The organism is Alteromonas sp. ASW11-130, assembly GCF_026183735.1.
Lineage (GTDB): Bacteria > Pseudomonadota > Gammaproteobacteria > Enterobacterales > Alteromonadaceae > Alteromonas.
Genome location: NZ_JAPFRE010000005.1, coordinates 191,055 through 209,804, shown reverse-complemented (window position 1 = coordinate 209,804; position 18,750 = coordinate 191,055). Strand labels below are relative to the sequence as shown.

Annotated in this window: 11 protein-coding genes and 1 pseudogene; 4 read left to right on the top strand and 8 right to left on the bottom strand. The window is 42.1% G+C overall.

Annotated features, from left to right (window positions below):
* Position 1 precedes the first annotated feature (1 nt).
* Genes OPS28_RS01870 through OPS28_RS01850 form a run of 5 tightly spaced genes read right to left on the bottom strand, consistent with a single transcriptional unit; the run spans position 2 to position 8,989 of the window.
* Positions 2-2,230, bottom strand: a complete 2,229-nt coding sequence (locus OPS28_RS01870) for an ATP-dependent DNA helicase (RefSeq protein WP_265607717.1) — start codon at positions 2,228-2,230, stop codon at positions 2-4.
* A complete protein-coding gene (locus tag OPS28_RS01865; protein WP_265607716.1) occupies positions 2,227-2,661 on the bottom strand; it encodes a hypothetical protein in 435 nt (144 codons plus the stop codon). The genes OPS28_RS01870 and OPS28_RS01865 overlap by 4 nt, the downstream gene beginning before the upstream one ends.
* Positions 2,654-3,367 carry a hypothetical protein gene (locus OPS28_RS01860; RefSeq protein ID WP_265607715.1) on the bottom strand — a complete coding sequence of 238 codons (714 nt, stop codon included), beginning with the start codon at positions 3,365-3,367 and terminating at the stop codon, positions 2,654-2,656. The genes OPS28_RS01865 and OPS28_RS01860 overlap by 8 nt, the downstream gene beginning before the upstream one ends.
* Before the next feature lie 11 nt (positions 3,368-3,378).
* Complete coding sequence (locus OPS28_RS01855; RefSeq protein ID WP_265607714.1) at positions 3,379-5,727, bottom strand: hypothetical protein; 2,349 nt, start codon at positions 5,725-5,727, stop codon at positions 3,379-3,381.
* Positions 5,720-8,989 carry a hypothetical protein gene (locus tag OPS28_RS01850; protein ID WP_265607713.1) on the bottom strand — a complete coding sequence of 1,090 codons (3,270 nt, stop codon included), beginning with the start codon at positions 8,987-8,989 and terminating at the stop codon, positions 5,720-5,722. The genes OPS28_RS01855 and OPS28_RS01850 overlap by 8 nt, the downstream gene beginning before the upstream one ends.
* Before the next feature lie 111 nt (positions 8,990-9,100).
* Here OPS28_RS01850 and OPS28_RS01845 point away from each other — a divergent pair.
* The 3 genes and pseudogenes from OPS28_RS01845 to OPS28_RS01835 form a co-directional block, all read left to right on the top strand.
* Positions 9,101-9,640 (top strand): annotated as a pseudogene (locus OPS28_RS01845) (PhoH family protein); the annotation flags it as partial.
* Between the two features lie 251 nt (positions 9,641-9,891).
* A complete protein-coding gene (locus tag OPS28_RS01840) occupies positions 9,892-10,233 on the top strand; it encodes a hypothetical protein (RefSeq protein WP_442863961.1) in 342 nt (113 codons plus the stop codon).
* Between the two features lie 26 nt (positions 10,234-10,259).
* Positions 10,260-11,006, top strand: a complete 747-nt coding sequence (locus OPS28_RS01835) for a complement resistance protein TraT (RefSeq protein WP_265607712.1) — start codon at positions 10,260-10,262, stop codon at positions 11,004-11,006.
* Positions 11,007-11,079: 73 nt separating this feature from the next.
* Here the strand turns inward: OPS28_RS01835 and OPS28_RS01830 are convergent, their stop codons facing one another.
* From OPS28_RS01830 to OPS28_RS01820, 3 genes are all read right to left on the bottom strand, one after another.
* Positions 11,080-12,024, bottom strand: a complete 945-nt coding sequence (locus OPS28_RS01830; RefSeq protein WP_265607711.1) for a hypothetical protein — start codon at positions 12,022-12,024, stop codon at positions 11,080-11,082.
* Positions 12,025-12,060: 36 nt separating this feature from the next.
* Positions 12,061-13,467, bottom strand: a complete 1,407-nt coding sequence (cysG, locus tag OPS28_RS01825) for a siroheme synthase CysG (RefSeq protein ID WP_265607710.1) — start codon at positions 13,465-13,467, stop codon at positions 12,061-12,063.
* A 98-nt stretch (positions 13,468-13,565) separates the two neighbouring features.
* On the bottom strand, positions 13,566-15,290 hold the full coding sequence (locus tag OPS28_RS01820) for a DEAD/DEAH box helicase (protein ID WP_265607709.1): 1,725 nt from the start codon (positions 15,288-15,290) through the stop codon (positions 13,566-13,568).
* 186 nt (positions 15,291-15,476) lie between these two features.
* On the opposite strand from OPS28_RS01820, the gene prsT reads away from it, so the two are divergent.
* Positions 15,477-18,236 carry an XrtA/PEP-CTERM system TPR-repeat protein PrsT gene (prsT, locus tag OPS28_RS01815; protein WP_265607708.1) on the top strand — a complete coding sequence of 920 codons (2,760 nt, stop codon included), beginning with the start codon at positions 15,477-15,479 and terminating at the stop codon, positions 18,234-18,236.
* Positions 18,237-18,750: the final 514 nt, after the last annotated feature.

The following is an 18,750-nucleotide window of genomic DNA, read 5'->3' as shown; positions in this document are numbered from 1 at the left end:
CTTAGGCCTCCAACATCAAGGGGATACCGAAATACCTTTCCGAACTATACTTTCTATCACTGACCGCTTTTTCGAGACATTCTTGGCTTCCCACTAACAACATACTCTCGCGAACAGACGAGACCACAGTGTACAGCCATGCTTTGTCTATTAAAAAGGTGTTATCCAAAACAACCATCGCATTATCAGTCTTTTTGCCTTGCAACTTTTGAGCGGTTATTGAGTAGCGAAGTGACAAACAGGTCATATCATCTTTGCTCAATTCTAGAGTTTCTCCTCCAACTGATATGCTCACGAAACACTCTCTTCCGCGAACAAACAATGGCTCTTCGAATATTTCGTGAATGACAGCGAATACGCCTGAAAAGATATCCAAAAATGCGCATTTGGTTTTGAATACCACGGGGTCATTCTCATAAAAGACATTCTCGCCAACTGAGAGGGAAGGGGTTTTCTTCCGGTAAAACCGTACTTGCTGTATCTGTTCGTTGAGCCTTTCGCATAACAGCGTGTTTGCGCATACAACTGTAGGCGCAACGTCGTACCTATCGAACGTTTCAAGCCAAAGGTTGGCAGTAAGGTTGCTCAAAGCTTCGTGAGAGGTTTCAGTGGTTTGGTATATGCTGATATTCTTACGGCTACCAAAATCCTCAATTGGTATTGTATCAACATCAAATTGTCCGTCAGTTTCCGATAACGCTTTCCTGAGAGCGTGTAGACCGTTACTGCAAGCGCTGTCATAAGAATGTCCCAACCATGTCACTATGTTTGAGTCGGACAAAGCGAATTGATGAAACATATTGCCCGGCCCCAGTGGTGGTAACTTTTTGTGGTCGCCCACGAAGCAAATTCTTGCGGTAATTGGCAGGCATTTAAGCAGTCTGCACAAGCTTAAAAAGTCAATGATCTGAGCTTCATCAATAATGACAAATGACTCATTTAGAACGCCTAGTCTTTCACGAGACTTCGACTTTGTGATGAAACTCTGGACTGACTCTGCAACAACCCCAAATAGTCCCAATTCTTCCTTGTATGATGAAGGGGATATTAACCAAACGTTTTCCCCATTTTCGATAAGAGCGTCAATTGCAGAACTCACTACAAGACTTTTACCAGTCTTAGTACACCCGTCGAGAATCGACAGTGTGCTATTGCAAATGTTATTAAGTGCCCTAAGCTGAATATCATCAAGCTTAAGACCTGAAGCACTTAGTTTTAATAGCGTTGCTTCAAAATCGACTTTTACATTTTCTTTATCGCTGTCTGAACGTATTAGTCGTTTTCTCAGCAAGGCATTAACCGTTTTTTCTATGGCGTGATGACCTAAAACCTGAATCGTTTGCGTTTCATTATTTAAACACAGCGTCGGGTAGTCAGATTCAATGCGTTCTATTTCATTTAGCTCTAATTCTACACTCTCTTTACCCAGTGCCTCTTGAACTGAATCAATAGGTAACGCCATGTGCCCTTGCTGGCTGAAAGCGGAATAGAGCAACGACTCAACAAAGGAAATAGCTCTTCTACAGTCGTTTTTCCTTAAATTAAAATGTTTTCTTATTGTTTTATCTAATTCACTCCAGTTTCTTTTGGGCGCTCTCACTGACATGATTGGGTAGAGTAGGTAAGGATTCTTTTTTATATGCTCAACCGAATTTTCACCAAGTAACTGGCGAGTCGTTTCGATTAACTCAAGCGGTAAATGTTTACTTTGAAAGAACGTGTTGAGAGCACTTTCCTGAGTAACTTTCTGCCAGCCATTCAGTAGATTGGATATCAGAACACCCGACATCTTCAATTTTTTGTTTTTGGCCAGCTCGTCAACATCGTTTCCACTAAGCACATTAAAAAGTTTATCTTCATAGACACTAACGAGTTTTTTAGCCCAAAAACGGTTAACCCCAACAAAGTGGGCATTGAGGACAAGAAAGTCAGCGAGTACTTTGAGGCACAGATGCTCATCAGGTTGAAGCTTGGTCGCATCCTCTACTTTAAATTGTGAACCATACGTTTGGTCGCTGACATGCTCGCCAGTGACGCGCCATATTTCTCCAATCAGAGGAATGCTATTTATCGTTCCAAACTCTGCAACAGTAACTAGTTTTTGTCCTTCTGTGTTCAACTGAAATATGGCTGAAGCACCTCGGTTATCCCTCGCGTTATGAATGATGTGAGAGACAACGCCCGTCAACGTAACTGCATGCTCTTGAAAATTGATACTCGTCGCTCTCATTCGTCTTCCTTTAGTTTATAAAGGCGCGGAATATAACGGCCAGTCGCTAAAAGGAACTCTTCAGATGCGAGATCAAGACGGATGGCGCTCAAGCTTTTTTCTAGCTCATGAATTTTATCCTCCAACATAGAAGTCGATTCATCACTCGCTACTCTAACTGGCTCCTTGGCTGGTTGTGAATTTGAAGTATTGGCCTGCTTCTGCTTGCTAGCAAGTACTTCAATAGGTCCACCAATTTTAAACAATTCCCTTAGCTCGCTATTTGTCTCAATCGTAGATTTAGGAATATCGTGTAGTTTACATATCGCCGTTTTATTCACCTTGCCTTGATACATAGGGATATCAGGATTGGTTGCTAACCAGTCGAAGATCTTTTTCGCGTTAAGCTTTCCTTTTTCCTGAGCTGAAAGCTTTTTCTTTGTTTTACTCATCTTTACTTACCGGAAAGCTAATTACAGAGTTGGATTTTTCAATATCCGAAAAATCAATATTGTTTTCGATAAGCCTAGCTTTGAGTTTATCAATTTCATTCTGAAGTATTTGGTTATCGTTCTCCGACTGTTTTATCGTTTTGCTCTTGAAGTCTAACTGCTGCGACATGACATGCCGTGCATCTTCGAGCCTTGTTTCGGCAATTCGAACATCTTTTTCAAGCGCTTTATTGGCGATGCGCAATTGAACAAGCTCATTGGCCAACCCATTGCATTTTTTTTCGCTAAACGTGAGCTTTTCTTCTAGCTCGTTAATCCGTGTTTTCTGCCTGTTACTGCGTTGAATCGATGCTTTTTCTTTTAAAAGGTCAAAAATACTTGGCCTATCTTCGTTGCCCTCGGCACGAATTCGTGTGGCGATAGGTGCAGCTTTCCATGCTTTATCTGAAGTTTGGACCGCCGGGATCTGGTATTTTGCAACGACTTCTTTGCTATTTCCCTTGCCGTTCCACAGCCTCAATCCGCGAACACTCTTAGGAAAATCCTCAAGAACGTAATTGCCTTTACTATCTACCTGTTTGTTTCCATTAATTAGTTTGAAAGGAATACCGTTATCTAGCCACAGCTCAAGAATATCCAGCTTTTTATCAATACGACGAAAAGCCTCCTCCCTTTGCCGTTCTAGTTTGTCACTTTCTTTGCTCATCTTTGATCACCTTAAGCAAACAATGTTTTGCTGCGCTCCATAGTTCGCTCATGATGCTCTATCAAAATTGACAGGTTCGACACAGCACTCTTTGCCCGTAATCGTTCAATAGGTAACAAAGAAAAGTCAGATTGCTTCTTCTGCAAAATACCTAAATCTTCTTTCATAATTGTCAACTGGGTTCGCTTGACCTCTTGATAAGGACAGCTAGAACATTTTATGGGTTCACATGGAGCCTTGTTTTCATTTGAGTCACCTTGCTTTCGATGACATGTAGCATGAGCCTTTGGTCTGTGTTTATGACCACGACTATCCAGCACTTGTGCCATCGCGTTACTCTTTTCATCGACTGATAGGTCTTTAAAATCCTTGCCAAACCTATCATTGGTTAGATTATTAAATTTCACGCTTCGTTGAAGAATTCGATAAACCTTTTTCAAATAGGCTGGGTATTTTCCCGCCATTTCTTCAGAACCCATCAACAAAGCTGCAATATCTTTGGCCGTAGCTTTTACACCGACTTCTTCAATGACTTTGTCGAGAGCCTTGTTTTCCTCTTTGATCGCAATTGTCGATTCAGCCGCTTCATTCTTAGTGAACTTCACTTTGTGATGCAATTGCTCGTGAACGTCTCTCGCTTCCGGCTCAGTCACATAAACCATCGTATGGTCTGGGTCGATGTGGCCGAGTTGATGACATAGAGCTAATAAGTCGGCATTCTTATACTGATAGTGGTAGATAACAGCATAAATGCGTCTGAAAGGATGACTCTTAGTATTAGGCTGATCGCCGAGCATTAGTTGTAAAAAAGCATTACCCGTGATCTTGGAACCTTGGCCCTTGTTGAAATGATATTTGTAGAATCCAAAACTCCCATCTTCGTTCAATCGAAAGTTTGGAACGTTGAACAAACCTTCGACGCCATTCGGTTGCCATGCTTTCTTTAAGGCGATCAAGCACTGAATAGCTTTAGTGCTGCCATTGTTCAATGTGTACCATCGGCGCTTCCCATTTTTTTCGTTATAGAAGTTTGCCTGATACCAATTTAACTTTTTATTAGCGCACCGAAAATGCTCTTCCGTTATTCCTATCAGCGGGCTTTGGATTTCGGCTTGCCGTCGAGCGTTATAAGTTTGTAAGACGGTATAGCATGCAGTCATCATTAGCGTACAAATTCCAGTAATCGAGAATTTATCGCTTGCAGCACCAGAAGATGTCAGGCTTGTTTTGTGAATTTCGATGCCCGCCAGTTTTTCTAGCTTTTTTATTTTGGGAGATTTGCTAAGATATTCAGGATACCTAACTTCTGTGAGCGTTCTAACCTTAAAATCTTCGCTCAATACCTGATTTTTTAGACTCGTCACTTCCTTCACTATTGAAATGATGAGTGGAGCACACTCAAAAATCCATTTATGTGAGCCACCGAGCAACGCTATCACTTCTTCCACATCAAGGTTTTTTGTCCTCCCCGGCGTTTTACCAATTTTGTTCGATAGCTCGTATGGGTTAGGGAAGGGAATAAATTGCATCTGGTCACGACTATCTAATTTCGCAAAACGATTCCACGTTCCAAACCAATTGTTTAAAGATTTCGCAGAAGGTTGACTTGGCGTTGACGCACCTTTACTGGCAAAATGTTTCGAGACCTTTTTACCCTTAGATATAAAGTGAGCAGTCACTTTCTGATAGGTTGAATTTGGGATCTGATTCTCTAAACTCACACTTCCGATGTGCTGTGCAATCATTCCAACGCGCAAACTGGATACAGGCGAGTGTGCTGTCTCACCGGAACCGATCAAAAATGGTTCCAATTCATTATTATCGATGAGCCTATCAATGAATGTGTTGACGCGTTCATGAAGTTGGAGTGCTTGAGGGATCCCGCCCTGTTTCAATGCATTTAACATTTCATTGATTTGTGTTTCAGGAACACTTCTAAGCCTCAAGTGGCCATGCAGGCACATATATTCAATGAATTGTGCTGCAACAGTTACTTGAGACATCAGCCCCGTTTTAGCAAATGTAGGCGTATGTTTGGCTTTGTTTGCATAGATATCGACGATTTCGATAAGTACCTTCGCATAGTCAGGCAACAACAAAATAGGCACTGGGTGCTGCCATCCCGCAGCACTGGGTATCCATATATTTTTTAGGTCTAACGCTCCTTCTTGTTTCACCGACTCATTGGCTTTCGCTCCTTCAATGACCGCCCAAAACTTTAATATAGTCCCTTCCAGTGCTAACTTTTCGTCAGTCACAGCGAGTTTTTTGGCGTTTTCAACTAATAGGTCTTGGTGCTCACTAATAATTTTTTCTGGCTGATAAGCATCTAAAAATTGATATTGAACATTATTAAGCATCGGCTAATCTCCCTTTAGCTTGTTTAAATAAAGAAGGGTTTGCAAACTCGACGTACTTAGCGAGGCCAAACGTAAAGCGCATATCAGGGGCGATATATTCATCGAAGTATTCTTGTCCATGTTTGGCTAACAAGGCCATTCCTCGGCTAAGGTAATAGGCTTGACGTCTGAGCGTGTAAACAAATTCCCCGATACCAATTTGAACTCTATTGAATTGGCAGCCATCACCTTTATGGCAAAGCCTTCCTCTACAGATGCTGTCCTTCTTAGATTTATCTACGGAAGCGAAGATGTCAGTGCATGACGAACCATCTGGCAAAAGAAACCATTCTGGCAAGTCATCCTTGTTCTCGCTAGGAGCGATGAGGAGATCCTCATCAATATTCTCAGGATCGAATCCATACTTTTTCAGCTTCTCATTTTTGAATCTAAACTGAACTGTTGTCTCCAGCCGTCGCTGGAAGTCAGCGTTGTTAGCTTCATATTCGAGCTGAGCTATTGGATGCGACAAATATCCTGCTGTCACTCTGAGACTGCCATGATTTCTCTCTATTTGAGACTGGATTACATCACCATCGATCCCCTTCCTTAAGTTGATTTGATGTTTTGCCAGTAGCTCCATTCGAAAATAAGGAAGAGTATGATGTTCTCTGAAATTATCGATAGAACTCCCAGTTAAAAAACTGAGTTTTGTCGAAGTAGGCGTGTCCCATAAACTGTCAGGCTTAGCGCCATAGCTGATCATGTTGTCATAATGCTGAACAAGAAAGCTGATCACCTCACGAAGTTCTTTCTCATGCGGTTCAATTGTCACAGGCTTTGTATGTTTACTGACCTTTTCTTTAAATCCACCAATGGTAAAAGCGCTTTGAGGCAATAAATCTGGTAAGTTTGAACGGTCCAGTATCGCAATTACATCCTTATTCCATGTTGTTTTTATCGCCAACCGAATAAAGCAGACGAGTAAGATGTATTTGGGGAGAAAAACACTACTCCAGAACAAGTCTTTCATACCTGTTCCTGAGTTTGGAAACCAGTGTTTTACATGGTCAGGAACTAGCTCTCGTTTGTTTAAACAGTAAGTTCGCGAGGTTATACCTGAAGAGAGCTGGTGCTGAAGGTATGCACCTAACATCACTTCTTTAGTGTGTTTCTCCCTCATCCGAGATGAAATCGTGCGGTTTAACGAATATCCTGTTCGCCTCTCTTGTCCCCGCTGATTTTCCGCAACAATGTCTCTGACTTCTTCTGGTATCGAATAGGTATAGTGTCCATTATCGTCAGTGCTTGTATAAGGAGCTAAGTCATCAAGCAGCTTTTTGTAGTTTGCAATTTCTTGCTTGCACGCATCTAGAATTGCATCAATGGGTTTAGTCAGATATTCATGATATCGCTTTTTGAGTTCTTCTAATGACAAATGCTTCTCCAATACCGGGCTGGGAAGTACTTTGCCATTTTCGTCTACAGGCTCTATTAGTTTCTGGGCTTTTCTTTCATCCCGAGCGCTAAACCTTGTAGAAAAACCGCAGTTTTTTATTTCGACTTTATCGTTAATTTTACCAGCATGCTTATTTAAAAACGTTCTCAAGGCTTGGCTTTTAGCTGCTTTTGTATTGATGTTTTGTGCGTCAATAATGTCCTCAAGTTCTGAAAAACCTAGCCTGAAGTCTCGTTGACTGAGATTTCTTAGCGGGCTTGTAAGGACATACTTAATCGCTTCGTTTTCCTTAGCATTTGCGACGTAGCCTAAAGTCATTTCAAGCGATGATAAGGTTGATGAAGGTTGTTGATGTAGAATAGAGCTATTCTTTAACTCATTGATACATTTGATTAGTAGGCCGTCGGGAGAAAGCAGATCTGTAATTTTTGTGAGGTTAATTTGGTAAAAAAGTGTTTTCTTTTTTCCGTTGGTTTTAGAGTACGTTTTGATTGCAAGTGTCTGCGGCTTATCTTCAATCACGAACTGTGAGTCGAAGCTCATCTCACTGATGAGTTTTCCATTCCTGATCGGTGAAGGGCAAAGGTCGATAAACTGTCTTACTATCGTAAGCCGTTCCTTTTCTTGTCCGGGAAAGTGATCACCGAAAGCTTGCTCTAACTCCTTTAAGCCATTGCCAACGTGGTAACGGATTAAATCCTGAGGCTTTCTAGCAAATAGGAGTCGCGCATGCGTGCAGTCATTCTGTTCAACCATTATTAGTACTTCAATCAGCTTTTCGGTATCTGAGGCTTTGGCTGGCTGATGTTTCGTTGACCTTTGTAAACAAGTAAAACAGGTATCCGCCAAGCTCTCAGTTGGCAGTATTGAAGGTAGTTGAAAACTGTCTACTGTGTAGTTTCCATGTGTAGTACTTATAGTGTACTTGGATTTAAATTTAAGCTTTCCAGAGCTAAGGAAATTGGTCTTAAACTTGTTTTTTTCTTCTAGGTGTTCCGGCAACGTCAAGGCGTAGGTGAAGATGTATTGTCTGAAGATTACGCTTGTTTGGTTGTTTTTTTTCTTCGGATTTAATGCATATAGCTGGCGCTCATAATCCATCAGAGCTAGATTGATTGTGTTAGCTTCAAGAAGGTCCAGTGGTGTATTTAACAATACTTTTATCGCAGAGTTGCTTGGCCATTTTTCAATATCCCTTAGTTGGCTTTTAAATCCGGTAATGACTGAGTACTCTTTGGGTGCTGATTTGGAAGAGGCTTCCAAGTTTTTCATCAGATGGAGCAGCACCGAATCTTTCTTGAAGAGGCTGGGAAAGAAATCAGGATCGACAACGGTAGTTTTTTTACCTATTCCTTTAGTGCTAATTTCAAAGAGTCCGACCTTTATGTTTTTATGGTAGCGTGAGGTCGCTAGTAAAATTGACTCGTAGGGTGTGTTGGATACGCTGCTTCCGTCACTTAAAGCATGGCCATATTGTTTGATGAAACTTCTGAACGAAGTGCTGTAAGCTTTGGCTCGATTAATTGGAAAACCTCTCTTCAACAGAAGTTCCGCAGACTTGAATCCTTGGATGACGTCGTTTTTTGTTAATGCTTTTGATGGAGTCGAGAGAAGTTTTACCAGTTCTTCAGAATTATCTGTTTTTATTAAACGCAAAAGCTTTGATACTGCTAGTCTCGTGTTGTAATGCACTAATGAATTTGAGTTATCGTTTTTGTCGTCCCATTTTGAGTTTTCAAGGCAGTCTAGGAGTAGGCTTCCTACCGGCGCTAATTTTTCAAAGGTTGGGTCAGTGATGTTTAGTAGAGCTTTATTTTTTTTCATTTAAATTCCGGCGTTAGACCGTTTAATTTTTATTGCTGGTTCGCGTTTGCCTATTTATAAAAGTTTAACGCTCAGTCGGTCGGTCTGTCTATTTTAAAATTAGAATACCTTAAGACCTTGCTGGCCCTTGCTGCTGCGTTGGAGCTGGTAGTCGAAAAGAATATGTATGAAAAAATAATTGTTACGCGTTCAACACCGGAAATTGCTGAGTCCATCGGCTTTTTGCCTGGGACAGAAGAGGAAAAAATGTTGCCTTGGTTAGCGGCCATAACTGACTCGTTAGAGGTGCTTCACAAACACGACGAAAACGTTAAAGGTTCAATGAGTTACATTATGGAAAAAGCGAATATCCAATTTAAATCGGTTAACTTCATGCGTGGGCGTAGTATTCAAAATTCAATCGTTATTTTGGACGAATCGCAAAACCTCACTGCCGCTCAACTTAAAACCATCATCACCCGATGTGGAGAGGGTACTAAATTAATCTGTAGTGGTAATCTGGCGCAAATCGATAGTAATTATCTGAGCCCTGTTACCTCGGGGTTAACCTATTTGGTAGAGAAGTTTAAAAACTTCTCGGGCAGTGCCACCATCAACCTAGACGGTGTAGTACGATCACGACTGGCCGAATTTGCGGAAGAAAACCTCTAGAATTGTCGTTGTAGGTCTGCAGCGTAGCTTCGCTTTGGGCCTGTTGTTCCTTCTTTTTTATACCCCTTATCCGCTTACCTTTTGCGAAGTGATAGCTTTATCTAAACCTCGATCCCCGTCCGTTCCCATTTATAATTGGTTTTTTTATCGTGAAGTTTGCAAATCTGGGAGGGTTTACTACATTAATTTAGAGTTTTTGTTGTATTGAACATAGTGTATCTACTTGGTAAGTAGATTTAGGGAGAATAATTATGTTTGTAAACAAAGCCGTAAGTAGAAAATGCACTCTTCTCGTACTGTTCCTGCCCTTCTTAACATTATCCCAAAGTGCTGCTAACCAAAATGATGATGAACTTGCCCAAATGCAAGCCCAATTAAATAAAGAAGTCATGTCAAAACCATTTTTGGCTGAGAAGCCCGAGGAGGTAGACGCTTATATAAACAGTATGTTGGAAAAGAATGTTAAACCTAAGGAATATGGTGGTACGCATTGGCGATCTGGATACACTTGCAGAGACTTACTTAGGTATAGCTGGACAGAGTATCGAAACTGTAAGTATTACTATCGATATTACGGTAGATACTATAACTAAATCAGACATTTAAATAGGGTAATAAGATGAAAACAAGGAATATCTATTCGCAAGGTAGTGTAGTGTTAATGCTTTTACTTTTTCTATCCGGTTGTGGAGCAATACATACATCTATCGCGAAGAAGGATCTTGATGTACAGACCAAGCTGAGCACTTCTATATTTGTTGAACCCGTACCGCCAGAGGAACGTAAGATTTACTTACAAGTAAGATCGGCGGTAATGGAATTTGACCGCAATGAATTTAAAAATGCTCTCAATTCGCAAATTTCGTCCAACGGTAATGGTTATGAATTTGTGGACGACCCCAAAGAAGCGCAATATACGATGAGTGTATTCGTACGCAATTTGGAAAAAGCATCACCCACTGCTGCAGAGGGATATTTACGCACTGGATTTGAGGGCGTTGCTGTGGGTTCTGCGGCTGCAGTGGCTTCAGGTAGTGGGTATCGTGGCGCGGCTGCGGGAGGACTGATAGGCGGTTTGGCTTCCACCGCTGCAAACGCATTTGTTAAAGATGTAACGTATTTGCTTGTTGCAGATATACAAATAAAAGAAAGGGCCCCACAAGGGGTGATAGTAAGAAGGGACTCTAAAGTAAATGTAAAGACATCTGATGACGGTGGCACGACACAAACATACTCTGAGGCGAGTAATAGAAAGGAATATCGAACACGCGTGGTCACCACTGCGAATAAAGCGAATTTGGAGTTGGAAGAAGCGCAATCGCTGATGTTTGATAAAACCGCATACGCAATGGCTTCATTTTTTTAATACTAGCTGTCATTAAACAAAGCGCCTCGTTATGGGCGTTTTGTTTGTATAATTTACGGTAATATTTGAAAGTCTATTGTATGCGTTCTAACGTATATTGACCATTTGCCAGATATCGTCTGGTAGTCGGAGCTACTTGACCAAAAGGCAATAACGCAGGTCCAGTAGGTTCCATTAAGACATATGTCGTACCTTTATCTATTATAGTTAGCTCGTTTCCTTTTGGGGGGATCGCTACACCAAGAAGTGCGTGCTCAGGCAATAATACTAATACCATAGCGGTGGTGGGAAGAAACGCTCTGACAATCGAGGCTGTTATGACGCTTTTGCTGTCGCAGTCTCCCTTGTTTTGCGACAGAAGCTGCGATGGAGGTGAAAAACCAGAGCCGTTACTGCCAGTCCGGTCTTCTAAAGTATCATAAGGGATACTTTGCACCCAGCTCAAAAGCAAATTGAAGTACTCCCTTGCCCCTGAGTCTTCTGTCAGTTTATTGTAGAAAGCCTGAGATAAAGGTATAAGCGCATCGGTAGTTTCGACAATGTAACGCACGTGATCGGGTTTTACTGCTTTTTCATTCAAAGGGGTAAGAAATTGCGTGTAGTAATGATCTTCAAGATATTCTCTATACGCTTCTTCACGCCGCTTTTGTAATTTTGCTTGAATGATCGCTGCCTGCTGTTGACTCGGCGAGCTTACTTTAACTTCAATAGCTTCGTTTCTGGGTTTAATTTCTATACGTGCTTTTTTAGGATCGACTTCGCGGGCTTCTTTTAAAAGCGCTACCGTTACATAACGTTGGGCTAGAGCAGGTTGGAAGGTTCGTTGAAGACTGGGGGTGTTGTCCAACTCACTGTTTTTAAGAGAAAATTCTAAAGATTGCTCGGTTCCGTTGAGCTCTAACCATCGATAAGAATATTTGGCTAACTCTTGAGTATGTTCTTTTTTAAAACTAATTTGTTGACCAATCGCTAAAGTGCTCCATGTCAATATTAGTAAAATCAATAAACCACGAAACACAATACCTCAGCCTTTTTCAACTCATTTCTATTTTCATTATGGTTCAATTTTAGTCTTTTGGGAATTGTACCAGTTAAGGCTACTGTGAAGACTTACCACACTACCTACTATGATCAACGCCGGAGGCTGAATATCAGCGTTTTGGGCAAGTGATTCAATATTGTTTAGCGTGCCGGCTACTACCCGTTGTTCAGGCATCGTGGCATTTTCGATAAGTGCGATATGGGTATCTTTACTTAACCCATGGGCAATAAGCTTTTGACAAATAATCGATAAGCCTGTCAAGCCCATGTAAAACACGATTGTTTGGTTTGCGTGTGCAAGGGCAGACCAGTTCAGATCTACCGTGTCGTCTTTTAAGTGACCTGTGGCGAATACTACCGATTGCGCATGGTCACGATGGGTTAAAGGAATACCGGCATAGCTACTCGCGCCATTTGCTGCTGTTATGCCAGGGACCACTTGGAAGCCAATTCCGGCGTCAACCAGCGAGGCAATTTCTTCACCTCCGCGACCAAATATAAAGGGATCGCCGCCTTTTAAACGCACCACCCGTTGGCCTTGTTTCGCTTTTTCGACAATTAATGTATTAATTTCATTTTGAGGAACAGTGTGTAAGCTTTTTGCTTTACCCACATAGAGCTTTTCGGCGTCTCTTCTGACTAGCTCGAGAATTTGAGGGGATACCAAACGATCATAAATCACGACATCGGCTTTTTGCATTAATCGCAACGCCCTGAAAGTAAGTAAATCTGCATCGCCCGGCCCCGCGCCAACTAAATACACTTCACCGACGTGCTTTTCCCCGCTAACAGTAGCGGCAAGCGTCTTATCGAACAGTGCTTGAGCTTTGTCGTGTTGATTTTTTTCGACTAATTCTGCAACGTCCCCTTCAAAAATACCTTCCCAAAAATTACGGCGGGCAGTCACACTGCTCAGTGCTCGTTTCACCGTGTCTCTAGAAGCTTGCGCGAATGCCCCTAATTTACTTATGCCCTGAGGAATGATGCTCTCAAGCTTTTGTCGCAAGTGACGCAATAAAACAGGAGCCGCGCCGCCACTGCTTAATGCGATGGTTATCGGTGATCGGTCGATGATAGAGGGTGTAATAAACTGACATAGCTGGGTTTTATCCACTACGTTAACTAAAATATTTTGTTGTTTAGCTTGTACAGATATGTGCTGATTAAGAACGGCGTCTGCTGTGCATACAAACACCATCCCTATGTTCGCGAGATCACTGTCCTTGAATTTACGCTGATGGATGGTGACTTGAGATGATTGAGCGAGTGTGGCAACAGCGGAGTCAATATGCTCTGCAACCACGATAATCTGTGCTTCAGTTTTTAAAACTAACTCTAATTTGCGCGCAGCGACGCTTCCTGCCCCGACTATCAAGCAGGTTAACGACGTGGTATCGATAAATATGGGGAAGTACTGCATAGCTTTAACACATGTTTAAAAAACGTAAGTTTGACAGCATCTTCATATAAAACTAAAAAAGAAATAACGAATTGTTATTTCTTTTTGGAATATAAAGCTTATTTGTTACGCTTTTTAGGTGGCGCATCTTTCCACTCACGAAGCGCAAGTTTTTGACCTGCTACTCGGGTATTTTGCAAAATATCCTTAGTTTCGTTCGGCATTCCCGCTGGCAAATCAACAGTGCTGAATTTGTCATAGATTTCAATAGCGCCGATATGCTTGCTTTGCATGTTTGCTTCGTTAGCAATCGCGCCGACGATATTGCCTGGTTTAGCGCCATGAGCACGACCCACGTCTATCCTAAAGCGTTGCATACCTGCTTCAGGTTTACGCTGTCCTTTGTTCGGGCTTTTGCGTTCGCGACCACCTCGGCCATCACGACTGTCTTTACTACCTCTGCTTTCTCGTCGGTCACCACGCTCGGTTCTGGCGGGTTTACTATGAAGATCAGGACGGTCAGACTCAGTGAGCATCAGGGGCTCATCACCCTGTGCCATTTGTACTAATGCAGCCATTAATACTTCGGGTGCAGCTTCCGTTTCTTTTTGCAGCATTTCCACGATTGGCATCAGCTTTTCTAAGCTCTTTCCGTCTATAGCTTGCGCGACAGAAAGCTTAAATTTACTTAACCGGGTTTCATTCAACTCGCTAATGGAAGGAATAGGCATTTGTTCGATTTGCTGTTTAGTGGTTTTTTCTATCGCAAACAACAAACGCTTTTCGCGGTGTGAGATGAACAAGATAGCGTCGCCAGTTCTTCCCGCGCGGCCAGTTCTACCGATGCGGTGTACATAGGATTCTGTGTCATAGGGAATATCGTAGTTGATAACATGACTGACGCGTTCCACATCTAGACCACGAGCAACTACGTCTGTTGCCACTAGAATATCAATCGTACCATCCTTTAGTTTTTCCACGGTACGTTCACGGGCGTTCTGAGGGATATCCCCGTTCAAAGGTTCAACATCGTACCCACGCGCAGCCAGTTTATCTGCTAATTCAACGGTTGCAGTTTTAGTGCGTACGAAAATAATCATGCCATCAAATGGCTCAACTTCCATAATTCGAGTAAGCGCTTCTAACTTATGATGCCCCGCGATCTGGCAATAGCGCTGGCGAATTGTGCTGGCAGTGGATACTTTTGAGGCAATCTTTACGTGTTTCGGGTCTTTTAAGTAACGCTGGGTGATTTTTTTAATCGGACCAGGCATAGTCGCAGAAAATAATGCGGTCTGACGCTCTGCTGGAGCATGAGATAAAATAGTCTCAACATCATCTATAAAGCCCATACGTAGCATTTCGTCTGCTTCATCTAAGACTAAGAATTTTAGTTCGCTTAAGTTGAGTGTTTTGCGATTAATGTGGTCGATAATACGCCCAGGCGTACCTACGATAACTTGTACGCCACGCTTTAGTTGCCTGATTTGGTTGTCATAAGATTGACCGCCATAGATAGGTAGTACTTTAATGGTTTTTGAAAAACTGGCGTATACTTGAAATGCTTCCGCGACCTGAATTGCGAGTTCGCGAGTAGGGGCTAACACGAGCAATTGAGGTAATTTCGTATCGGACTCAATTTGGGCTAGCATTGGCAATGCAAAAGCCGCGGTCTTTCCAGTGCCGGTTTGCGCTTGACCTAATAGGTCATGCCCAGCTAGCAGTAAAGGTATACTTTCTGCCTGAATAGGGGACGGTTTCTCATAGCCAACTTTTTCAAGTGCTTGTAAGATGGGTTGTGGTAAATTAAGGTCTTTAAAAGTCAGCTCGACATTATTGGTCATTCATGATCCTGAGAAAAGGCGGGCGCGGCTGGAGACGTAAGCCGGCAAATTGTTGCAAAACGCTTATTATATTCCATTAATAACCTTGTATCCAATTAAATGGAAACGAGATTTGACAATTTCCACCAATAATCATAAAAAAAGCTACTAACAAAGTGGCAAACCATTCAAAGATAGGATGCAAAAATGAATAAAGCCAGAGTAGGTTCGTTGATATTAATTGCAGGGCTAACCGGGCTATACGGCTGTGGAGAAGCAACGATGGAAGAACATATTTCCGCCGCCCGTCAATTTCAGAAAGCGAATAACATTGATGCTGCCATTATTGAATATAAAAATTCAGTGCAAATTGACCCACAGGCCTCTTTACCCAGATTTGAGTTAGGAAAGCTTTACTTGGAAAAAGGAAATTATGCAGGCGCAGAAAAGGAGCTGAATAGAGCCTTGGAGCTTGGTCATCCTGCGTCTGAAGTTTTACCTCACTTGTCAGTTGCCTATCAGTATACAGGTGCAGAGAACGCGTTAACCCAAATTGATCATACAACGCAGGGCCTTACAGCGGTCGAAAAGGTCAAAGTGGGCTTCTATAAAATAGAAGCGCTGTTAAAATTGGATAAAAAAGACGAAGCAAAAAAACTGATAGACGAATTGCTTATACTAGAGACAGCGTCAGTATATAAAGGCTTACTTAAGTCGATGGAACGCATTCTTGAAAAAGATATTGAAGGTGCCTTAAGTAATACACTGACGCTTCGAGAACAGTCACCAGGCAATAAAGACGTTCTTTTGCAGCTTGCACGATTGCACCTGGCTAATGAACAAAAATCTGAAGCAGCTGAGGTCTATCAAACGTATGTTGAAAAGTTTCCGAAAGACATAAATACAAAATTTACATTAGCTGCGTTGCTCATTGATCTGATGTTATTAGAGCAAGCGGAACCTATTGTAGATGAGCTACTTAAATTAAGTCGTGATAACGGGGTGCTAAATCAATTTAAAGGCATTATTGAAGCATCAAAGGGAGACTATGAGTTAGCATTGACACACCTTGAAAGAGCGATCCAGAACGGTAGAAACGAGCCCGCTGTGCGATTGTTGGCGGGACATAGTGCATACCGATTAGATGACTTTCCTGCGACAAGTCGTCATTTATCTATGATTGCGTCAAAACTTCCGGATGATCACCCGGGTTTACGCATGCTCGCTGATAGTTTATTGCAACAGGGACTGAGTGGAGATGCCACCGATGTGCTTAACAGATTAGAAGGGGATATGGAGGCAGATGCAGTTTTGTTTTCCAAAGCGGGGTTCGAGTTACTGCGTGAAGGTAATATAGAAGACGCCCGTAAAATGGTAGAAAAGAGTAGCGAACTTAGTACCTCAGCAGAAGATTTTACTCGCGTAGGCTTACTTCAGTTGTCTTTAAAAGATGTCGATGGAATTGTAAATCTTGAAGCGGCAGTGGAAAAGGCGCCTGAGTCAGATCTAACACAAAATACCTTATTAGCAGCTTACTTATCGACGAATCAGTTGGACAAAGCCAAAGCGCTGGCGACTGAATGGATAGAAAAAGACGCAAACACGATCAATCCATGGTTGGGGTTGGTTGACATCGCAATAAGAGAAAATAAACCTGACGAAGCTGAACAGGCCCTACAAAGTGCAGCTAAAATTGCCCCTGATGATGTACGCATAAATTTGTCTAAAGCACGTCTTCATGCGCAGCAACAACAGTTTGATTTAGCAAAACGCGAGATCATGGCAGCATTAGAAATTGAGCCAAACAATACGGCGGCTTTGTCATTTCTGTTTGCGGTAGAAAAAGAGCAAGGAAGTGGAGAAGAAGTAATCAAAAACGTTAAAAGTAAGCTTAGTGATAACAAGGATAACGTCCAGCTGAGATTACTTCTAGCCCGTATGCAATACTCTTTGGATAAGATTGATGACATGCTGGCCACTTTAAAACCATTTGAGCAAGACGAAAGTGAAAGTGCGCCGAAATCATACTGGCAATTAAGAGGTCAGGCATTACTTAAAAATAATCAAGTTTCACAGGCACAAGAACATTTTGAAAGATGGCATAAAGAATCGCCATCGAGTAAAAGTGCAGTACTAGGGTTGTTGCTAATTTATGATGCCCAAAGTAAATATGAAGATGGGATAGATGTATTAGCTTCTTATTTGAAAGCGCGTAACGACAGGCAGCTACTTACAATAAAAGCCTATTTCCATGCAATGGTACGCCAGATAGAAGAGGCGCGCGAAATACTGGGTCAACTGCCAGAAGATTTCAAGTCAGTGCCTTTTGTGCGCGGTATAGAAGCACGCATAGCGCTTCAGGAAGGAAAGGGGGAATCCGCTGTCGAGGACGCGTTGGCGGCGTATAACGCTTTGCCGAACTCAAAAAACCTGGTTCTAGTGCTCGCCAGTTACGAGGCATCGAATCGGCATTCAGAAGGATTCGCTCTGTTAAAAGAACATATTGAAAAGAATCCCCAAGATGTTCGTGCAAATATGCTTTATGCGGAGCGTTTGATAGGAAAGGATGATGATGAGGCGAAAAAGGCCTATGAAAATATTTTAAAGGTCACGCCTGACAATTTTGTTGTACTCAATAATCTCGCTTACTTGTATCTGCAAGACAATAAGTTGGACCGCGCTGAACAGCTCTCGCGGAAAGCGGTAGAACAAAGACCTGATAATGCTGACTCTGTAGATACGCTGGCTCAAGTGCTAATTAAGAAACAAAAGCCGGAAGAAGCATTAGCTCTTTACGATAGAGTAATTAATGAAAAAACTCGTAACGAAGAAGTCTACTTAAATTACGTAGAATTGCTATTTCAACAAGGTAAAACGGCCTTGGCTGAGCGTAAATTGACTGACCGGCAATACAAGCGTCAAAGTGCTAAACAGCGCGAGCAAGCATTAAAAGAACAATACCTTTAAAATTTAGACTTTTAATACAATTTAATAGCACTTATAGCGGAGGCTCCCCCAATAAACGGGGAGCTCGAATCCTTAAAGGGGCTTTAAAACGCCCCTTTAAGTGCGCTGAGGGGCTGTTTAAACTTTCAAAAACATCGTCATTGTGATGAATATCACGAGCCGCTTTTCTACAGTCTCCAAAAACATCGTCATCGTGATGAATATCACGATCTCCGTAACCACCCACCTATGATTGGAATTCCCCCAAAACCGAGAAATAAGGTCTATTGGTGTTTAGGTTAACATGGCGAGAGATCCCGATTTCCATCGGGACGACGAGTAGTTGTAACTTTCAAAAACATCGTCATCGTGATGAAAATTACGAGCTGCTTTTCCACAGTCTACGAATACATCGTCATCGTGATGAAAATTACGAGTTGCTTTTCCACAGTCTCCGAAAACATCGTCATCGTGATGAACATCACGATCTCCGTAATCACTTACCTATGATTGGAATTCCCCCATAGCCGAGGAA

What these genes read in the sequence shown, in the direction of transcription:
- OPS28_RS01860 (WP_265607715.1), bottom strand. Translation starts at nt 3,367, where the DNA reads ATGAGCAAAGAAAGTGACAAACTAGAACGGCAAAGGGAGGAGGCTTTT.
- OPS28_RS01835 (WP_265607712.1), top strand. Translation starts at nt 10,260, where the DNA reads ATGAAAACAAGGAATATCTATTCGCAAGGTAGTGTAGTGTTAATGCTT.
- OPS28_RS01850 (WP_265607713.1), bottom strand. Translation starts at nt 8,989, where the DNA reads ATGAAAAAAAATAAAGCTCTACTAAACATCACTGACCCAACCTTTGAA.
- OPS28_RS01865 (WP_265607716.1), bottom strand. Translation starts at nt 2,661, where the DNA reads ATGAGTAAAACAAAGAAAAAGCTTTCAGCTCAGGAAAAAGGAAAGCTT.
- cysG (WP_265607710.1), bottom strand. Translation starts at nt 13,467, where the DNA reads ATGCAGTACTTCCCCATATTTATCGATACCACGTCGTTAACCTGCTTG.
- OPS28_RS01855 (WP_265607714.1), bottom strand. Translation starts at nt 5,727, where the DNA reads ATGCTTAATAATGTTCAATATCAATTTTTAGATGCTTATCAGCCAGAA.
- prsT (WP_265607708.1), top strand. Translation starts at nt 15,477, where the DNA reads ATGAATAAAGCCAGAGTAGGTTCGTTGATATTAATTGCAGGGCTAACC.
- OPS28_RS01840 (WP_442863961.1), top strand. Translation starts at nt 9,892, where the DNA reads ATGTTTGTAAACAAAGCCGTAAGTAGAAAATGCACTCTTCTCGTACTG.
- OPS28_RS01870 (WP_265607717.1), bottom strand. Translation starts at nt 2,230, where the DNA reads ATGAGAGCGACGAGTATCAATTTTCAAGAGCATGCAGTTACGTTGACG.
- OPS28_RS01820 (WP_265607709.1), bottom strand. Translation starts at nt 15,290, where the DNA reads ATGACCAATAATGTCGAGCTGACTTTTAAAGACCTTAATTTACCACAA.